At 60.6% G+C, this 16,079-nt stretch carries 15 protein-coding genes; 8 read left to right on the top strand and 7 right to left on the bottom strand.

Features of this window, described 5'->3' with window-relative positions; all coding sequences use genetic code 11:
* Positions 1-8: 8 nt before the first annotated feature.
* Positions 9-692, bottom strand: coding sequence for a VWA domain-containing protein (locus O3300_RS02055; protein WP_077404035.1), 684 nt, complete (start codon positions 690-692; stop codon positions 9-11).
* A 227-nt stretch (positions 693-919) separates the two neighbouring features.
* On the opposite strand from O3300_RS02055, the gene O3300_RS02050 reads away from it, so the two are divergent.
* Complete coding sequence (locus O3300_RS02050) at positions 920-1,516, top strand: hypothetical protein (RefSeq protein ID WP_305051836.1); 597 nt, start codon at positions 920-922, stop codon at positions 1,514-1,516.
* Here O3300_RS02050 and O3300_RS02045 read toward each other — a convergent pair.
* Complete coding sequence (locus O3300_RS02045; RefSeq protein ID WP_305051835.1) at positions 1,408-1,911, bottom strand: DUF3304 domain-containing protein; 504 nt, start codon at positions 1,909-1,911, stop codon at positions 1,408-1,410. The genes O3300_RS02050 and O3300_RS02045 overlap by 109 nt on opposite strands.
* A gap of 70 nt (positions 1,912-1,981) precedes the next feature.
* Positions 1,982-2,455 carry a hypothetical protein gene (locus O3300_RS02040; RefSeq protein WP_305051834.1) on the bottom strand — a complete coding sequence of 158 codons (474 nt, stop codon included), beginning with the start codon at positions 2,453-2,455 and terminating at the stop codon, positions 1,982-1,984.
* A 291-nt stretch (positions 2,456-2,746) separates the two neighbouring features.
* On the opposite strand from O3300_RS02040, the gene O3300_RS02035 reads away from it, so the two are divergent.
* From O3300_RS02035 to O3300_RS02020, 4 genes are all read left to right on the top strand, one after another.
* A complete protein-coding gene (locus O3300_RS02035) occupies positions 2,747-3,481 on the top strand; it encodes a helix-turn-helix transcriptional regulator (RefSeq protein WP_099664122.1) in 735 nt (244 codons plus the stop codon).
* A gap of 187 nt (positions 3,482-3,668) precedes the next feature.
* Entirely contained in the window at positions 3,669-4,118 is a 450-nt protein-coding gene (locus O3300_RS02030) for a hypothetical protein (protein WP_143451315.1), read from the top strand.
* A 33-nt stretch (positions 4,119-4,151) separates the two neighbouring features.
* Positions 4,152-4,544, top strand: a complete 393-nt coding sequence (locus O3300_RS02025; RefSeq protein WP_289898059.1) for a hypothetical protein — start codon at positions 4,152-4,154, stop codon at positions 4,542-4,544.
* A gap of 63 nt (positions 4,545-4,607) precedes the next feature.
* The gene (locus tag O3300_RS02020) at positions 4,608-5,135 is read left to right on the top strand and encodes a hypothetical protein (RefSeq protein ID WP_305051833.1); all 528 of its coding nucleotides are present in this window, start codon (positions 4,608-4,610) and stop codon (positions 5,133-5,135) included.
* A 30-nt stretch (positions 5,136-5,165) separates the two neighbouring features.
* Here O3300_RS02020 and O3300_RS02015 read toward each other — a convergent pair whose 3' ends face one another.
* On the bottom strand, positions 5,166-5,621 hold the full coding sequence (locus O3300_RS02015) for a tellurite resistance TerB family protein (protein ID WP_099374543.1): 456 nt from the start codon (positions 5,619-5,621) through the stop codon (positions 5,166-5,168).
* Positions 5,622-5,890: 269 nt separating this feature from the next.
* On the opposite strand from O3300_RS02015, the gene O3300_RS02010 reads away from it, so the two are divergent.
* Positions 5,891-6,697, top strand: a complete 807-nt coding sequence (locus tag O3300_RS02010; protein WP_305053121.1) for a lipid II flippase Amj family protein — start codon at positions 5,891-5,893, stop codon at positions 6,695-6,697.
* 48 nt (positions 6,698-6,745) lie between these two features.
* Positions 6,746-7,366: a DUF6338 family protein gene (locus tag O3300_RS02005; protein WP_305051832.1), complete on the top strand. Its 621-nt coding sequence runs from the start codon at positions 6,746-6,748 to the stop codon at positions 7,364-7,366.
* A gap of 288 nt (positions 7,367-7,654) precedes the next feature.
* On the opposite strand, the gene purL is transcribed toward O3300_RS02005, so the two are convergent.
* The 3 genes from purL to O3300_RS01990 form a co-directional block, all read right to left on the bottom strand.
* On the bottom strand, positions 7,655-11,704 hold the full coding sequence (purL, locus tag O3300_RS02000) for a phosphoribosylformylglycinamidine synthase (RefSeq protein ID WP_305051831.1): 4,050 nt from the start codon (positions 11,702-11,704) through the stop codon (positions 7,655-7,657).
* Positions 11,705-11,897: 193 nt separating this feature from the next.
* Positions 11,898-12,962, bottom strand: coding sequence for a GGDEF domain-containing protein (locus O3300_RS01995; protein ID WP_251348899.1), 1,065 nt, complete (start codon positions 12,960-12,962; stop codon positions 11,898-11,900).
* Positions 12,963-13,120: 158 nt separating this feature from the next.
* Positions 13,121-14,173 carry a diguanylate cyclase gene (locus tag O3300_RS01990; RefSeq protein WP_305051830.1) on the bottom strand — a complete coding sequence of 351 codons (1,053 nt, stop codon included), beginning with the start codon at positions 14,171-14,173 and terminating at the stop codon, positions 13,121-13,123.
* A gap of 234 nt (positions 14,174-14,407) precedes the next feature.
* Here O3300_RS01990 and O3300_RS01985 point away from each other — a divergent pair, with 234 nt between their 5' ends.
* Positions 14,408-16,033: a response regulator gene (locus O3300_RS01985; protein WP_099664131.1), complete on the top strand. Its 1,626-nt coding sequence runs from the start codon at positions 14,408-14,410 to the stop codon at positions 16,031-16,033.
* The last annotated feature ends 46 nt before the right edge of the window (positions 16,034-16,079 follow it).

Raw genomic sequence — 16,079 nt, 5'->3', positions numbered from 1 at the left:
GCGGGCTTTCACGTATTCACGACCGACCAGCCGTCCGTCGAGGCCAGCTGGGCCTGCGCACCGGGACGCGATTGCGACACCACTTGCATGCTGGCGCTCAGCCACAGGAACAGTTCGCGGAACTGCAAGCCCTTCAGCTGCTTCACGCCCCGTTCACCGCGGCTGGAGAATTCGCCCAGGGAATCGATATTTGCATGGTCGCCCACGGCGATGGGGAAGATCGCCACTTTATTCGCCTGCTCGGCCGCGCGCGCCTGTTCGGCGCCATGCTGCCAGCGGTCCGTCGGTTCGCCGTCGGACATCAAAAACAGCCACGGCCGCGTGTACGCCACGCCCGCCTGGCGGAAACGCTGCTTTTCCTGCTCGATTTCCGCCAGCGCCAGTTCCACGGCCGCGCCAGTCGGCGTGGTGCCGTTCGCTTCAAGACGAGGCGCCGTGAAATCCATGGCGTCGCACCAGTTGCTGGCGACGACGGCCTCATCGTGCGCGCCATACTGAATCACCAGGATGCGCACGCGCTTGGCGGCGATCACGTCGGATTTGAGTTCCTGTTCCAGCAAGGCCAGGCCTTCGTTCAGCAGCGAGACGGGTTCGCCATCCATGCTGCCGGAGCAGTCCAGCACGAGCACCAGCGGCGTGCGTTGTTCGGTATTGTCGACCAGGGCGACGTCGGGGATCATTATGGAAGTCATGTAATTTTGATAGAGTTGCGAAATAGCCTAGCCCCGAAGCTTACCCTATGGATATGTTTTCCATGCGTCCGATTGCTTGGGATTGCGCCATGCGCTATCAAAGTGCTAATTTTCAGGGATTTTTTCATCCCTCCCCCAACGCGCGCCCGGCGAACTTGCTCTGAAAGCAACAACCTCGTACACTGCGCCATTCAGGTCGCCCGGCAACGGCCATATAAGCAAACTTGATGATGATACCGATCGCCAGCCTGGAAGCGCTGGAAGAATTCCTGGGAGAAAAACTGGCCCCGTACGATGCTGGGCCGCCAATCGCCCATCCGGGGCTGCGGCTGTCGCAGGTGTGCAGGCAGGTGGCGCTGGAAATCCGCAACGGCAACGCCTCTGCCGTGCGCGTCGCCGTCCAGATACTGACAAAGGATCCTGGCATGCCCTTTGGCAAGCTCATCAAGAGCGGTTTCGCCAGGGCGTTAAAGCAACGTGCCGACCTGCTGTCCGAGATGCAGCGGCGTGGCTTGATCGCGAAAACCGTTGCGTTGCTGGAACTCGAATTCTGTCCGCGAGAAACAGAAGATTATTGCAAATTAATCAAAAAATTTGATCCAGGCGAGTTGCTCGCGAGGATAGAGGATGTCCGCGTCACGGACGCGAAATCGCGCATGCTGCTGCAAAGCCTGATAGCCGACGGTGCGCGACGGACAGCCGCAAGTCAGCAGCACTATTCCCAGATGATTTCCAAGGGCACGCCCGGCTCCAGCTCCGCCTCCTTGCCGGAAAGCGGATATTTTCGATGCCCCAGCGAGTATTTGGTCACGAAGACCTTGTAGCTGCCATCGTGAAGAAAATGCACGACGAACCGACCAGCATCGGCGGGAGCATACTTCGGCACCGGTACGGTTTGTTCCACGCGGATATCCTTGCCATTCTTGATGGTATGCATGACGATATTTGCCGTCATTCCCGCTTGCCACACGCGGGGAATGGACAGGCAGCACGTCAATCCACCGCCGCCCTGGCCCGCGTCCAGATAGCCCGCCCCCGCAGTGGCGCCGTTCTGCAAGGTCACCTCATAGCTTCCCACCCCGTGATCGGTATGGTTGTAGCCGCTCAAATTCACCGTCAGCTCCCGGCTTTCCTTGCCCTGTGCGGCGTGCGGCAAGGCCGTGAACAGCCATAGGAAGCCGATCAGCACCGCTTTCATCGAAAGAAAATTCTTGACCATGGGATGCCCTCGGCAATCGCGTATGAATGACGCTGTCAATTCTGCATTGTTGTCACGCCTCGACGGCTGCCTATTTTGCCGCCTGCGCATCCCACAACGGCGTGCCCGCCTCCCAGACGGTATTCGGCAAGGCGTGCAGTGCGTCGTAAAAGGCGTCCAGCGAAGCGGGCGGATTTTTCATCAGGGTCACGAACTGCGGCTGTTCCATCGCCTTGCCCGACGTGTAGAGCGCCAGCAGCACATATTGCGTCTGCCGGTCGAGGTCATCGATTCCCGCATCGAGCGCGCGCTGCTGGTATTTGGCAACAAAAGCATTGAGCACGCGCGGCGGCGTGTCATTCGTTTCATCCGTGATCACGCGCCGCAGATGGCTGACCAGGTTGGCGGTATCGGCAGGCTTGGCCTTGACCTGCCGCGCACCGCTGGAGGCTTGCGGCGCCGCCTTGTCGGCAGCCTGCGCCATGGGGTTGCCACCGATAAACGCCAGCGCCGCGCACAGGGCCAGCGCCGGGAACGTCGTCGGGTAAGGCTTGCTTGGTTGCATAAGAACTTCCGCTAAATAAATAGCATGCGACTCCCGCCCCATACCTGGAATTTATATTTTTGACAATTTTTTATTGTATCGGGGAATTTTTTATCCAGGAGCACGATTGCATCGGCGGCGCCGCATTGCGGTGGCGCCGCGTATGTACTATCTTGATAGTTGCCCAGGACAGATGGCAGCGACCCGCCCCTCCTCACAAAGGTGGGGCGGATCGCTGCGCAACACCGCCCTTACCCAGTTCCGCACCTGCACGCCTGCGGCACACTGATGTAATCAGGATTGGGGGCAAGCATGCACACAGGGACAGTCACCGCGGATGTGGGCAAACTGATCGGCGCCATGTACGACTCGGCCTGCGGCACGGGCGACTGGCCGCAGCTCGACAACGCTGGACTGAACGGCCAGCAATGGCAGGAACTCCTGCCGCATCTGCAACGCGCGCTGTGCCTGCAGCAACGCCTGCGCGAGGCGCAACTGGCCAGCCACTGCGCGCTGGCGGCGCTCGACGCCATGGGCGCGGCTGTGCTGGTGCTCGATGGCAACCTCGCCTTGCGTTTCGCCACCCCCGCCGGACACGCCCTGCATGCGGCGCAACTGGAACACGCGGCCCCGCCCGCGCTGGTGCGCGCCGTGCGCCTGGTGATCGCCAGCGCCGGTGGCGCTACGCAATGCCAGTCGCTGCGCCTGCCGCGCAAGCAGCAAGCGCCGCTGGCCCTGACCGTCACCCCGCTTGCCGATTGCCAGCCCACCTGCGCCCTGCTGATCGCGCGCGACCCCACGAAAACGTGCACCTCCGTCCCTGCCTTGCGCCAACTGTTTGACTTGACGCAAGCCGAAGCGCAAGTGGGCAAGGCGCTGGCGCAGGGGGCCACCATCGAGGAAATCGCCGCGCAGGGCGGCATCAGCGTCAACACCGTCAAGACGCATCTGCACCACACCTATTTAAAGACGGATACCCGGCGCCAGGGCGAGCTGATCGCCCTGATCCACGGCGCCACGGCGCACCTGGCCGTACTCGATGCATGAGGCCGTGTCATCCGATCGGATGATGCGCGGCGCATGTTGCCTGCCTACACTGGCAAGACCGGCAGCCCGCGCCTTGCCAGTGTGACAGCAGCGCTTGCGGACCAGCCGGTGCGGTTTCCCTGTCACCCACATCAACATCGCCGCGCCGGCAGCGGGACGGCACCACAGTTCAAGGATGGGTAAAGAAATGAAAACATGGATCTTGGCCGGCACCCTGGGCGTCTGCGCCCTGCTGGCAAATGCGCAAACGCTTCCTGACAGCCAGACCGTCGTCGTTCCCGGCGGACGCCTGCACACGATCGAATTGCCTGCACACAAACATTTCATGAGTGCGGAAAGTTTTGCCCCGTTCCGCGGCGGCTATGAATTATCGAACGGACAAGTGCTCTACCTGCGCAATGCGGGCAGCATCGGCGCCATGATGTATGCGCGCATCGATAACCAGGAAGAACACCGCATCATCGCCACCGGCAGCGACAGCTTCGTGGCGCTCGACCAGCAGCTGGCCATGCGCATCGACTTGCGCGACGACGGCAGCGTGGGCGGTGAAGTGCTGATGCGGGTACCGGCCGAAAAACTGGCCAGCGGCGAGATCGTGCCCGCCCATGTGCAAAGCATGAGCCTGGCATCGCGTTAGGGCGGCAAGCCGCATGCCGCATGGGTGACAGCCATGAGCAAACAGTATTCTGTGCAACAGCAAAACGCGCTGACCCAGGCCGCCATCAAGCAGACGGCGGCCTGGTGGCGTGCCCGCCCCCTGCCCGACGCCTTGCGCCAGTGCGCGGCCAGCCATGGCGTGGCGCTGGGCACGGCCCTCATGCTCGACCTGAAACTGGCCTGCCCCGGCATGCCCGCCGTGTACGGCAAGCTGCTGAGCGCCGATGGCCACTTCATTCACTTCGAGATGGACCTCGACGACGACTTGCGCCCCCTGCCCGGCAGCGTGGCGTGGGACGACATCAGCGCCGGCTACGACCTGGCCGCGCACAAACGGGGCACGGGCGTCGGCTATGGCGTGCTGTGCAAGAAGGTGTTGCAGGAATTGAATCGCGGTGCGTGCTAGCGGAACCGCCGCCGGGGCATGCTATGATCGGCGCCCCGTTCATGAGATAAATGGCAACGCTACATGCAGCATCCATCCGGCAACAACCCGATCCCGGCGCTGCTGCGCCGCGTCCTGCGCCTGCTGGCCTGGCCCTTGCTGGCCCTCGTCAGCGCCGCCTGCACCACCACCACGCGCCATCCTGCCAGCGAGCCCACGCAAGTCATCCTGCGCTTTACCTTTGACGATGGCAAGCCGATGCGGCATGAAGATCACATGGTCATGGCGCGCCAGGAAACGTATACCAAGTACTGCAGCAAGATAGGCAGCACCACTGTCTGCGATGTCGGCATCGATATACTGTATGCAAGCGCCGACGCGCCGCTCGATGCAACTGGCGAAGTGCGCGTCACCCTGCGTTCGACCGGCCCCATCGGCGACCTGCCGACCGAACGCTGCATCAATGGCAAGTCCTACCTCTTTAATTCCGGCGACTGGATACGCGGTCCGTTTCACCATGGGCAGGTGATCGAGATCCGCTACAAGATAAGTCCATTGAAGATGGCATGCCCGAGGTCGGAGAGCGCGCCGCCGTGGTGGGACAAGGATTAAGCTAGCCAGCCGGGGCCGGCCGGCTGGCGGTTACTGCAACTCGAACTCCGCCGGAGTCAAGCCCAGTTCGCGCGCGATCTTGCCGGCCACGCGCTGCTCGTTGGCGTCGAAATTGCCGTCCGACGAAGCGACGGCAATAATCATGCGCACCAGCAGGCGCGACGCCTCCACATTCGACTTCATCTTGCCCAGCGCCTGATACGCCTTGGCTTCGCCGATATCCTTGTCGAACTCCAGCTGGCCGACATATTCCTGGAAAGCCTTGATCACGTCCGTGGTGGTAAACACGGACAGCGCGTCATTGCTTTCAATAAACTTCACCATCTTCTGCTTCTCTTCCGCACTGACGCTGCCGTCGGCCATGGCGATCAGGGCCGAGCCTGCCATCGCGGCATTCAGGAAATCCTTGTTCTTGTACTTCAGTGCCTCGGTTTTCAGTTCGCTGGCTTTGCTCTTCAGCTTGGACAAAAAAGAATCGAAACTCATGGTGTACCTCCGGTTTGGTTGGTGCATATCGAGCGGCAAGTCTTGCCGCCACCTGGGATAGTTGAGGGTGCAAGCTTGAAATACAAGCAAGGGACGAGCAACAAGCGCGCAACTGAGCGCGCCGCGTTTGCCGATCGCCATGCCTTGCCCTGAAAAACAACTGCAATCCAACACCAATTGAGCCACACGCAAAGTTAAATAATTTGCAGTTGAAAAATAAGTAACTTCATGGCAGCATGGAATTACATTTTCTTCACTGCAAGGTTATGATGGACAAGCAATTGCTGTTGATTTGTGCACTGACGTTCATCATCCACATCATCGGCACCCTCGCCTATTCCGTGCGCATCGCCGGCATCCGTACGCGGCGCATCGCCGTATCCCTGGCCCTGTTCAGCATTTTGATGCTGCTGTCGCGCACTTCGAATTCCTTCCTGGGACCATTTCTCGCCAAGCGCGTGGAAACAGGCATCGACCAGCATGTTGCCGCCAGCACGCTATTGGGCGACTTCCGCTGGCTGCTGTTCTCCGCCAGTCTGGCGACGATACTGGGTGCGATACTGATCCCCACCTTCCAGCGCGCCTTTTGCCGCGCCGTCGAACATTTCCAGGTGCACAGGTCCGTGCCGAAACTGCTGCTGCACGCCGTCTTCAAGGGTGGCTTGTCCTACCTCAAGACCTCCGCCAGCCTGCCCAAGCCCGCCAACGTCACCGGCCTGCGTGAAAAATCCGGCGTCTCCATCTCCATGACCGCCATGAACGTCATCGCCACGGCCCTGTGGACGGTAGGCGTCTTCGCGGCCCTGTACGCGGGCGTGCTCGACCCGAGCGTGCGCGTCACCTCCAGCACCCTGTCCTCCATCATCAACGGCGGCGCCACCATCATGATGGCCATCTTCATCGACCCGCACATGTCAGGTATGACGGATGACGTCATCGAAGGCAAGATCGAAGAATCGCAGTTCAGACGGGCGGTGGTGTGGCTGGTGGGCAGCCGATTGGCGGGAACGCTGATTGCGCAGTTTTTATTGGTGCCGTCGGCGGTGGTGATTGTGGGGGTGGCGAAGGGGTTATAGCCTAAGTCATAAAAATATCAATAAAATAAAAAAACAAATCAAACACATATGGAAATACCAGAATTATCAAAAGATGTAATTTCCCTTCTGCAATATTTGGCGCCAGGATTTATTGTGTCTTGGATTTGCTTTGGGATGACATCACATCAAAAACCCGTTCAATTTGAACGAATAATTCAAGCCTTAATATATTCTTTATTCGTTGCATTTTTGGTAAAAATAGAACAGTATTTAGCATTGAAAATTTCCAATTTGTTTATCATCGGATATTGGAATAAAGAAACTGAATTTCTCTTTTCAATTGTGACAGCAATATTTATTGGTTTTTTTATATCGTGGTTAATAAATTCTGATCGACTTCACATCTACCTAAGAAGATTTAATATTTCAACAAGAAGTAGTCATCCATCTGAATGGTGCACTGCATTTGAAAAAAATAAAAATTGGATAGTCGTACATTTCAAGGACGAAAGGCGAATTTATGGATGGCCAAGTATCTGGCCATCTGACCCAACCAAAGGACATTTGATGTTATCCCAAGCTTCATGGTTAAGAGAAAGGAACGTGACATTAGAAACAAATGTTATAGACGATCCATCTACAGATAATCAAGATATAAATATCTTAGTTGACATCACAGATATTAAATGGGTAGAGTTCATTAGTTAAGGAGAAATCATATGGCAACACAAATACCACCCGCCAGACCAACTCAAGTTCCGGTACGTGACGGTCGCCGAGACCAAGCAAATGTCAATCCAGCTCCAACACAACCAAGACCGCCGGCACCTCGCTCACCGCCGCCTCCGCCACAAAAGAAGTAGGCTAATAAATCTAAGACAACAATCTAAATATTGCATTTTTCCATAAAAAAACCGCTGTCTCCCGACAGCGGCTTTCTCATTCCTACCCCAGCAGCAGCGCCTGAACTCCAGCACTGCCCTGCAAGCGAGCTAATTACCCCACAAACTTCCGCGCATTCCTGAACATGCGCATCCACGGCGAATCCTCGCCCCATGCTTCAGGGTGGTAGGACTGCTGCACGCTCCGGAACACGCGCTCCGCGTGCGGCATCAGCACGGTGAAGCGGCCGTCCGGCGTGGTGACGGAGGTGATGCCTTCCGGCGAGCCGTTCGGGTTGTACGGATACGCTTCGGTGGCGGCGCCCTTGTTGTCCACAAAACGCATGGCTTTGGTGACCTGGGTGATGTCGCCCGTTTGCGAGAAGTCGGCGTAGCCTTCGCCGTGGGCGATGGCGATGCCGGCTTGCGTGCCGGCCATGCCGTTGAAGAAGATCGATGGGGAATCCATCACTTCGACCATGGCAAAGCGGCCTTCGAATTTCTCCGACTTGTTGCGCGTGAACTTGGGCCAGGCGTGGGCGCCAGGGATGATGGATTTCAGGTTGCTCATCATCTGGCAGCCGTTGCAGATACCGAGGCCGAAGCTGTCCGTGCGGTTGAAGAAGCGCGCGAACTGTTCCGCCAGGCTGGCGTTGAACAGAATCGTTTTCGCCCAGCCTTCGCCCGCGCCCAGCACGTCGCCGTACGAGAAGCCGCCCACGGCAATGACGCCCTGGAAGTCGTCCAGTTTGACGCGGCCGGCAATCAGGTCGCTCATGTGCACGTCGACCGCCGTGAAGCCTGCCTGGTGCATCACGTACGCCGTCTCGATGTGCGAGTTGACGCCCTGCTCGCGCAGGATGGCGACGCGCGGACGCACGCCCGTGGCGATGAATGGCGCGGCGATGTTGTCGTTCTGGTCGAAGGTGACGATAGGCGACATGCCCGGATCTTGCACGTCCAGCAGGCGGTCGTATTCGGCGTCCGCGCAGGCCGGATTGTCGCGCAGGCGGGCGATGCGCCAGCTCGTTTCGCTCCACAGGCGGTGCAGGTCTGCGCGCGGCTGGGTGTAGATCAGCTTGGCGTCGCGCGTGAATTCGATCACGTCGCGGTCGTTCAATTTGCCGATGATATGGCTGCAGGCGCCCAGGTTGAAGGTGCGCAGCACGTCCATGACGAGCGACTTTTCTTCCGCGCGCACCTGGATCACGGCGCCCAGCTCTTCGCTGAACAAGGCGCGCAGGGTCAGTTCGTTGCGGCGTTCCGCCACCTGGCCCGTCCAGTTCTTGGCGTCGCCCCAATCGCTCGAGTGCTCGCCTTCCATGGTCAGCATGTCCAGGTTGACGGACATGCCCGTGTGGCCGGCGAAGGCCATTTCCGTCAGGGTGGCGTACAGGCCGCCGTCCGAACGGTCATGGTAGGCCAGCAGCTTGTCGTCGCTATTGAGCTTTTGAATGGCGGCGAAGAAGCCTTTCAAGTCTTCCGCGCTGTCGACGTCCGGCGTTTCATTGCCCAGCTGGCCCATGACTTGCGCCAGCGCAGATGCGCCCAGGCGGTTCTTGCCGCGGCCCAGGTCGATCAAGATCAAGGACGTGTCGCCCTTGTCCGTCTTCAGCTGCGGCGTGAGCGACTTGCGCACGTCCGTCACTGGCGCGAACGAGGAGACGATCAGGGACACCGGCGACGTGACGGATTTAGCCGCGCCCGTGCTCTCGTCTTTCCACGTCGTGCGCATCGACAGCGAATCCTTGCCGACAGGGATGCTGATGCCCAGCGCCGGGCACAGGTCCATGCCGACGGCTTTTACCGTGTCGTACAGGGCTGCGTCCTGGCCAGGCTGGCCGCAGGCGGCCATCCAGTTGGCGGACAGCTTGATGTCGGATATATCGGCAATCGCCGCTGCGGCGATGTTGGTGACGGCTTCGCCTACGGCCATGCGGCCGGAAGCAGCTGCGTCGATGACGGCCAGCGGCGTGCGTTCGCCCATGGCCATCGCTTCGCCCAGGTAACCTTCAAAGCTCATGGTGGTGACGGCGCAATCGGCCACCGGCACTTGCCATGGTCCCACCATCTGGTCGCGCACGGTCATGCCGCCCACGCTGCGGTCGCCGATGGTGATCAGGAAGGATTTGTCGGCCACGGTCGGCAGCAGCAGCACTTTTTGCGCTACATCAACCAGGTCCATGCCCGTCAAGTCGATGGCAGGGAAATCGTTGGCCACGTGGACCACGTCGCGCTGCATCTTCGGCGGCTTGCCCAGCAAGACGTCCATCGGCATGTCGACCGGCTCGTTACCGAGTTCCGGGTCGATCAGCTTCAATTGACGCTCTTCGGTGGCCACGCCCACGGCGGCGAACAGGCAGCGTTCGCGTTCGCACATGGCCTTGAACAGCGGCAGGCTTTCCGGCGCGATGGCCAGAACGTAGCGTTCCTGCGACTCATTGCTCCAGATTTCCTTCGGCGCCATGCCCGATTCTTCCAGCGGCACTTTGCGCAGGTCGAAAATCGCGCCGCGCTTGGCGTCGTTGGTGATTTCCGGGAAGGCGTTCGACAAACCGCCCGCACCCACGTCGTGGATGGAGATGATCGGGTTGTCCGCGCCCATTTGCCAGCAGGCGTTGATGACTTCCTGGGCGCGGCGTTCCATTTCCGGATTGCCGCGCTGGACGGAGTCGAAGTCCAGGTCGGCCGTGTTGCTGCCGGTGGTCATCGACGAGGCGGCGCTGCCGCCCATGCCGATGCGCATGCCCGGGCCACCCAGCTGCACCAGCAGGCTGCCGACGGGGATATCGTTCTTGTGCGTGTGCTGCGCCGAGATATTGCCGATGCCGCCAGCGATCATGATCGGCTTGTGGTAGCCGAAGACGGCGTCCGGTGCGCCAGCTTCTTGCGCGCCGACGTTCTGTTCATACGTGCGGAAGTAGCCGCCCAGGACAGGACGGCCGAATTCGTTCGAGAACGCGGCGCCGCCCAATGGGCCTTCGATCATGATCTGCAGGGGCGAAGCGATGCGTTCCGGTTTGCCGTATTGATCTGCATCAATACGCGCGGCCAATGGCGCCGTCACGGAAGCGGCCGTTTCCCAGCTGCGCACGGCGTCCGGCAACGACAAATTCGATACCGTGAAACCCGTCAAACCGGCTTTCGGCTTGGCGCCGCGGCCCGTCGCGCCTTCGTCGCGGATCTCGCCGCCCGCGCCCGTGGAGGCGCCGGGGAATGGAGAGATGGCCGTCGGATGGTTATGCGTTTCCACCTTCATCAAGGTGTGCGTCAATTCCGTCGACGCCGCGTATTCGTGCTTGTCGCCGCGCGGGTAGAAGCGCGACACGGTGGCGCCTTCCATGATGGACGAGTTGTCGCTGTAGGCGACGACGGTGCCTTTCGGCTGCAGTTCATGCGTGTTCTTGATCATGCCGAACAGGGACTTGGGCTGCGCCACGCCGTCGATGGTCCAGTCGGCGTTGAAGATCTTGTGGCGGCAATGCTCGCTGTTCGCCTGCGCGAACATCATCAGTTCCACGTCCGTCGGGTTGCGGCCGGCCTTGGTGAAGGCGGCGTCCAGGTAGTCGATCTCGTCTTCCGACATCGCCAGGCCCAGTTCCGTGTTCGCCGTTTCCAAAGCAAGCTTGCCCTGCCCCAACAAGTCGATCGATTCCAATGGACGTGCTTCCAGGGTGCGGAACAGGTCCTTGGCGTCGTCCGCGCTGCGCAGCACGGATTCCGTCATGCGGTCGTGCAGCAGGTCGGCCACGGCCTGTACCTGCTCGTCCGTCAGTTTGCCGGCGCCAATGGCGCTGCCCAGGATGCCCGATTTCAGGTTGATGCGGAAAGCGATGCCGCGTTCGACGCGCTTGATGTGCGCCATGCCGCAGTTGTGCGCGATGTCGGTGGCTTTCGAAGCCCACGGCGAAATCGTGCCGAAACGGGGGATGACGAAGAATTCTTCGGCAGCGCCTTCCGTATTGTCAGCGTGGGCCGGCTCGCCGTACGTCAGCAAGGCGCCAAGGCGCGTGCTGTCGTCGTTGGTGAGAGGCGCGCTGGCATCGATGAAATGGACATAGCGTGCTTGCACAGCAACAATCGCAGGCGAAACGGCTTGCAGTTGGCTTAACAGACGGTGGCTACGGAAATGGGACAGGGCATTGGAACCCGGCAGTATCAACATGATTGGAAGGTGGTTGATGCAGCGTGGCTGCGGGTTAAAGGTAGGTATGACAATATCTTTCGTACGGCAAATTTCCTTTGCGCGCATTATACCCGTTTTACCCCTGCCTTATGACCGGAACTTGGGCCTTTGCCACCCTTTTGCCCCGCACAGCGGCCATTTATGACGCGACAACAACACCGTCAGCCGACGATCAGGCGATCACGTAGCGGTTCTTGCCCTGCCGCTTGGCCAGGTACAGCGCCTCGTCGGCCAGCCGGTAGCTGTGGCCCAGCTCCTTGGCCCGGTCCAGCTCGGCCACGCCCACGCTGATCGACACAAACTGTGCCGCATGGAAAGCCTGGCTGACGGCCTCGACCAGGGCGCCGGCAAAGGCGCGCGCCGCGTCGCGGTCGCCCGCGTAGACGATGCCGAATTCCTCGCCGCCCAGGCGCCCGCACAGATGGCCTTGCGCCTTGTCGGCGATGATGGCGGCCGTGCGCACCAGCACCTCGTCGCCCGCATCGTGGCCCTGCTGGTCGTTGATGATCTTGAAATCGTCGATATCGATCATCAGGAAGTACAGCATGCCGCCGTGCGGCGCGCCATGCATCTGCTGGGCGCGCTGCGTGAACATGCGGCGGTTGTTGAGGCCCGTCAAGCCGTCCTGGAAAGCCAGCCGCGTCAATTCCACCTTGGAGTGATAGTTGCGCAAGCGCAATAAACTGAAGCTGACATTCAGCGCCAGCCCGAACAGCACGCTGACGGCGATCATCAGCGGCGCCCAGGATTCGTCGGGCAAGCCCGCGTTCACCGGATACAGGCCGTGGCCCACGTTCCACCACACGCCGGCCACGACGGCAAGGTAACTGAGGCCGCCATTGAAGATGGAGGCGATGGCCAGGGTCATGAAGACGCCCACGGGCAAGACCCAGAAGCTGGCGTGATGGACGGCGTCGGCCATGGTGCGCAAGCCGAAGGTCAGGGTCAGCACGGCGCAGGCGCCCGTAATGGTCAGCACGGGCAAGGTGGTGCAGCGGTAGCGCACGATCAGGCTCGTCAACATGCCCAGCAGCGCCAGCACGGCGTGCGAGAAGTTCGGATGATAGGGATCGGGCATCAGCAGCCAGGTCAGGCTGTAGGCGATGATGCCCAGCAGCTGCGTCACCATGCCGACCCGGTGCAATTCCGCGAAATACGTGTGCTGCTGCTCGCTGTTGCCGCCAAAAGCGAGGGGGACGGCAATGCGCCGCAGGGTACTCATGGAAGGAAGGCGCATCACGAAGGCTGGATTTTCTCTGGTAAAGGTAAAACGCCAGCGGTCACGTCACGGTGAAACTCTGCGTCTGCGCCACATCGCGCCTGCCTGCGGCTGATATATTAATACAAACAGAATACCCGCTCCCTGGCGCCTCCGCAAGACTCATGTGCATGCCGTCAGGCAATGACATAGCGGTTCTTGCCCTGGTGCTTGGCCTGGTACAGCGAGGCATCGGCCAGGCGGTAGCTGTGCGCCAGCTCCGTGTCGCAGGCCAGCTCGGCAATGCCCACGCTGATCGACACGGCCTGCCCCGGATTGAAGGCCAGGTAGACGGCATCGACGAGGCTGGCGGCAAACTGGCAGACGGCACGCCGGTCCCCCGCGTAGACGATGCCGAACTCCTCGCCGCCCAGGCGTCCGCACAGGTGGCCGCCGCAGGCATCGGCGATGATGCCCGCCGTCTTGACCAGCACCACGTCACCCGCGTCATGGCCCAGGGTATCGTTGATTTTCTTGAAATTATCGATATCGATCATCAGGAAGTACATCGGTTGCGGCCGCTGCTGCAATTGCTGCGTCAACTCCGTAAAGCGGCGACGGTTGTTCAAGCCCGTCAAGCCATCCTGGTAGGCCAGGCGGGTCAGCGCCTCCCTGGCGCGGAAGTCGCGCAGGCGCAACAGATTAAAGCTGATGCTGAGGACCAGGCCGAACAGCATGCTGTAGACGATCAGCAAGTTCGCCCAGGCCGCATGCGCCATGGCGGGATCGATCGGGAAATGGCCGTAACCCAGTATCAGCCAGACTGCCGCGGCAACGATGAGATACACGACGCAGCCATTGAAGATGGGCGCCGCCAGCAGCACCATGAACACGCCCACGGGCTGCATCCAGAATTCCGCCTGGCCCGCCGCTTCCGCCAGCAGGCGGAAGCAAAAGGCAATGGCGCACATGCCCACGGCGCCGCCCAGTTTCAGCACCCAGATGGCGCGCGCGGCCACATTGATGCCGATGGCCAGCGCGATGCCAGCCAGCGCATACAGCAGCGCGCCCCTGTCGAGCGTATTGACATGCGGAATAAAAGCCCACACGAACAAGATACTGGCCAGGCCAAAGGACTCGCTGACGACGGCCATGCGGCGCAATTCGGGAAAATACTTCTCGGCATGCGCCCGTCCTCCGCCGAAAAGCAGGTGGTGCAGGGTTTGCCTGCGAGTGTCGGTCAAGTACATGGCGGCTTTCCAGGCGTGGTGTCAGGCATGAGCGAACGCAAAAGGTTGCTTTTAGGATACCCCGCGCCTGCCCTGCCCGCAAGCGCGCGCGCCTGCCGTGTCGCGCCGCGCGCACTCGCCTGCATTTTGTTAGCGATTTGCACTGGCTTTGCAGTATGCTGACAAATAGTAATATTATTAGACCGTCGTACCATCGAGCCGCAGAGCCATACACAGATGAACGAGAGCTGAACAATGCCAGAAACTAGCGACTTATCTGTCCTGATCGTCGACCCGAACCCCAGCATGCGGGGCAATCTGCACAATATGCTGAACCAGGCGGCCATCACCAAGGTGGAATATGCCGTCAATTCCGGCACGGCCATCCGCTTGCTGACGAAGAAACCGTTCGACATCATCCTGTGCGAATACGATCTTGGTAGTGGCACGGATGGTCAGGATGGCCAGCAATTGCTGGAAGACTTGCGCCACCACAAGCTGATCGGCCTGTGGACGATCTTCATCATGCTGACTTCCGAAGCCATTCACAGCAAGGTGATCAGCGCGGCCGAACTGACCCCGTCCGACTACATATTAAAACCGTTCACCGTCGATGTGCTGAGCGGACGCATCGCGCGCGCCATCGAGCGGCGCGCCATGTTCCTGCCCACGTATCAGCTGATCGACAAGGGCGACTTGCGCGAAGCCGTGAAAAGCTGCCGCGCGGCCGAGCTGCAGCATCCGCGCCTGGCGGCCGATTTCACCCGCCTGCGCGCCGAGCTGCACCTCACCCTGGGCGAATGGAAGGAAGCGGAGCAGCTGTACGCCGACATGCTGGCCACGCGGCCCATGGCCTGGGCCCACCTGGGACTGGCGCGCACCCTGTTCGAGCAGCAGCGCCACGAAGAGGCGCAGGATGCGCTGCTGGAACTGGTGGAAATCTATCCCCGCTTCATGGCCGCCTACGACTTGCTGGCGAAGAACCATGAAGCCATGGGCCAGCAGCTGCAGGCCAAGAAAATCCTCGAAGACGCGGTGGCCATCTCGCCGCACATGGTGCGCCGCTTGCGCCACCTGGGCGGCATCGCGTATGACACGGGCGACATCGGCGCGGCCGAACGGGCGTATAAACAGGTCGTGACGAAAGCGAAGTACTCCGAATTCCGCGATCCGGAAGACCACGTCAACCTGGTGAAAACACTGGTAAAAAAGGGCGATGCGCCGCAGGCGAGCGGCGTGCTGCGCGATATGGAGCGCTCGCTGCGCGGCGGCGCCAACGTGGAAGCGTGTCGCGCCATCTCGGCCGCCATGCTGCACGAATTGTCGGGCAACGACATCGCCGCCGCCAGCGAACTGCAGCTGGCCGCCGCCGCCCTGGATACGGCGCGGGGCCTGTCGACGCAGCTGAAGGTGGGCCTGGTGCAAAGCTGCCTGAAGAACAACCTGGAGCAGGCGGCGTCCGACGTCATGATGAAACTCGTCAATGAAGCGGACAGCGAGGTGACGATGGAAGCGGCCGTGGACGTGTTTGAAAAGGCGGGCCGCCATGATCTGGCGCAAGGCATGGGCCAGCAGATCACGAACCAGGTGCAGGAACTGATGCAGGATGCGGCCAGCAAGTCGGAAAGCGGAGAGCTCAAGGGCGCCGTCTTCGTGCTGCGCCAGGCCTTGCGCAAGACGCCGGGCAACCTGCCCGTGCTGTTCGCCTCCGTCGACGCCATCTTGCGCCAGCTCAATATGCTGGGCTGGGAAGCGCCGCTGGCCGAACAGGCGCAGCACCAGATGCAGGTGATCCGCAAGATCGACCCCAAGCATCCGAAGCTGGAGTCGCTCAAGCAGCAGTATGCGGCCACGCAGCACAAATATGGTATTGCGACCTGAGTGGAGGGACGCACTGCAAACCTGCTGCGCAGCCCACTCTCGGGTT

This window comes from Janthinobacterium sp. SUN206, assembly GCF_030587305.1.
GTDB classification, from domain to species: Bacteria; Pseudomonadota; Gammaproteobacteria; order Burkholderiales; family Burkholderiaceae_D; genus Janthinobacterium; species Janthinobacterium kumbetense.
Note: the sequence above shows the minus strand (reverse complement) of the source record. Positions and strands in the feature narration are given on the sequence as shown.

Excerpts from the sequence above, each read along its gene's own strand:
- O3300_RS02055 (WP_077404035.1), bottom strand. The coding sequence starts at position 692 with ATGACTTCCATAATGATCCCCGACGTCGCCCTGGTCGACAATACCGAA.
- O3300_RS02050 (WP_305051836.1), top strand. The coding sequence starts at position 920 with ATGATGATACCGATCGCCAGCCTGGAAGCGCTGGAAGAATTCCTGGGA.
- O3300_RS02045 (WP_305051835.1), bottom strand. The coding sequence starts at position 1,911 with ATGGTCAAGAATTTTCTTTCGATGAAAGCGGTGCTGATCGGCTTCCTA.
- O3300_RS02040 (WP_305051834.1), bottom strand. The coding sequence starts at position 2,455 with ATGCAACCAAGCAAGCCTTACCCGACGACGTTCCCGGCGCTGGCCCTG.
- O3300_RS02035 (WP_099664122.1), top strand. The coding sequence starts at position 2,747 with ATGCACACAGGGACAGTCACCGCGGATGTGGGCAAACTGATCGGCGCC.
- O3300_RS02030 (WP_143451315.1), top strand. The coding sequence starts at position 3,669 with ATGAAAACATGGATCTTGGCCGGCACCCTGGGCGTCTGCGCCCTGCTG.
- O3300_RS02025 (WP_289898059.1), top strand. The coding sequence starts at position 4,152 with ATGAGCAAACAGTATTCTGTGCAACAGCAAAACGCGCTGACCCAGGCC.
- O3300_RS02020 (WP_305051833.1), top strand. The coding sequence starts at position 4,608 with ATGCAGCATCCATCCGGCAACAACCCGATCCCGGCGCTGCTGCGCCGC.
- O3300_RS02015 (WP_099374543.1), bottom strand. The coding sequence starts at position 5,621 with ATGAGTTTCGATTCTTTTTTGTCCAAGCTGAAGAGCAAAGCCAGCGAA.
- O3300_RS02010 (WP_305053121.1), top strand. The coding sequence starts at position 5,891 with ATGGACAAGCAATTGCTGTTGATTTGTGCACTGACGTTCATCATCCAC.
- O3300_RS02005 (WP_305051832.1), top strand. The coding sequence starts at position 6,746 with ATGGAAATACCAGAATTATCAAAAGATGTAATTTCCCTTCTGCAATAT.
- purL (WP_305051831.1), bottom strand. The coding sequence starts at position 11,704 with ATGTTGATACTGCCGGGTTCCAATGCCCTGTCCCATTTCCGTAGCCAC.
- O3300_RS01995 (WP_251348899.1), bottom strand. The coding sequence starts at position 12,962 with ATGCGCCTTCCTTCCATGAGTACCCTGCGGCGCATTGCCGTCCCCCTC.
- O3300_RS01990 (WP_305051830.1), bottom strand. The coding sequence starts at position 14,173 with ATGTACTTGACCGACACTCGCAGGCAAACCCTGCACCACCTGCTTTTC.
- O3300_RS01985 (WP_099664131.1), top strand. The coding sequence starts at position 14,408 with ATGCCAGAAACTAGCGACTTATCTGTCCTGATCGTCGACCCGAACCCC.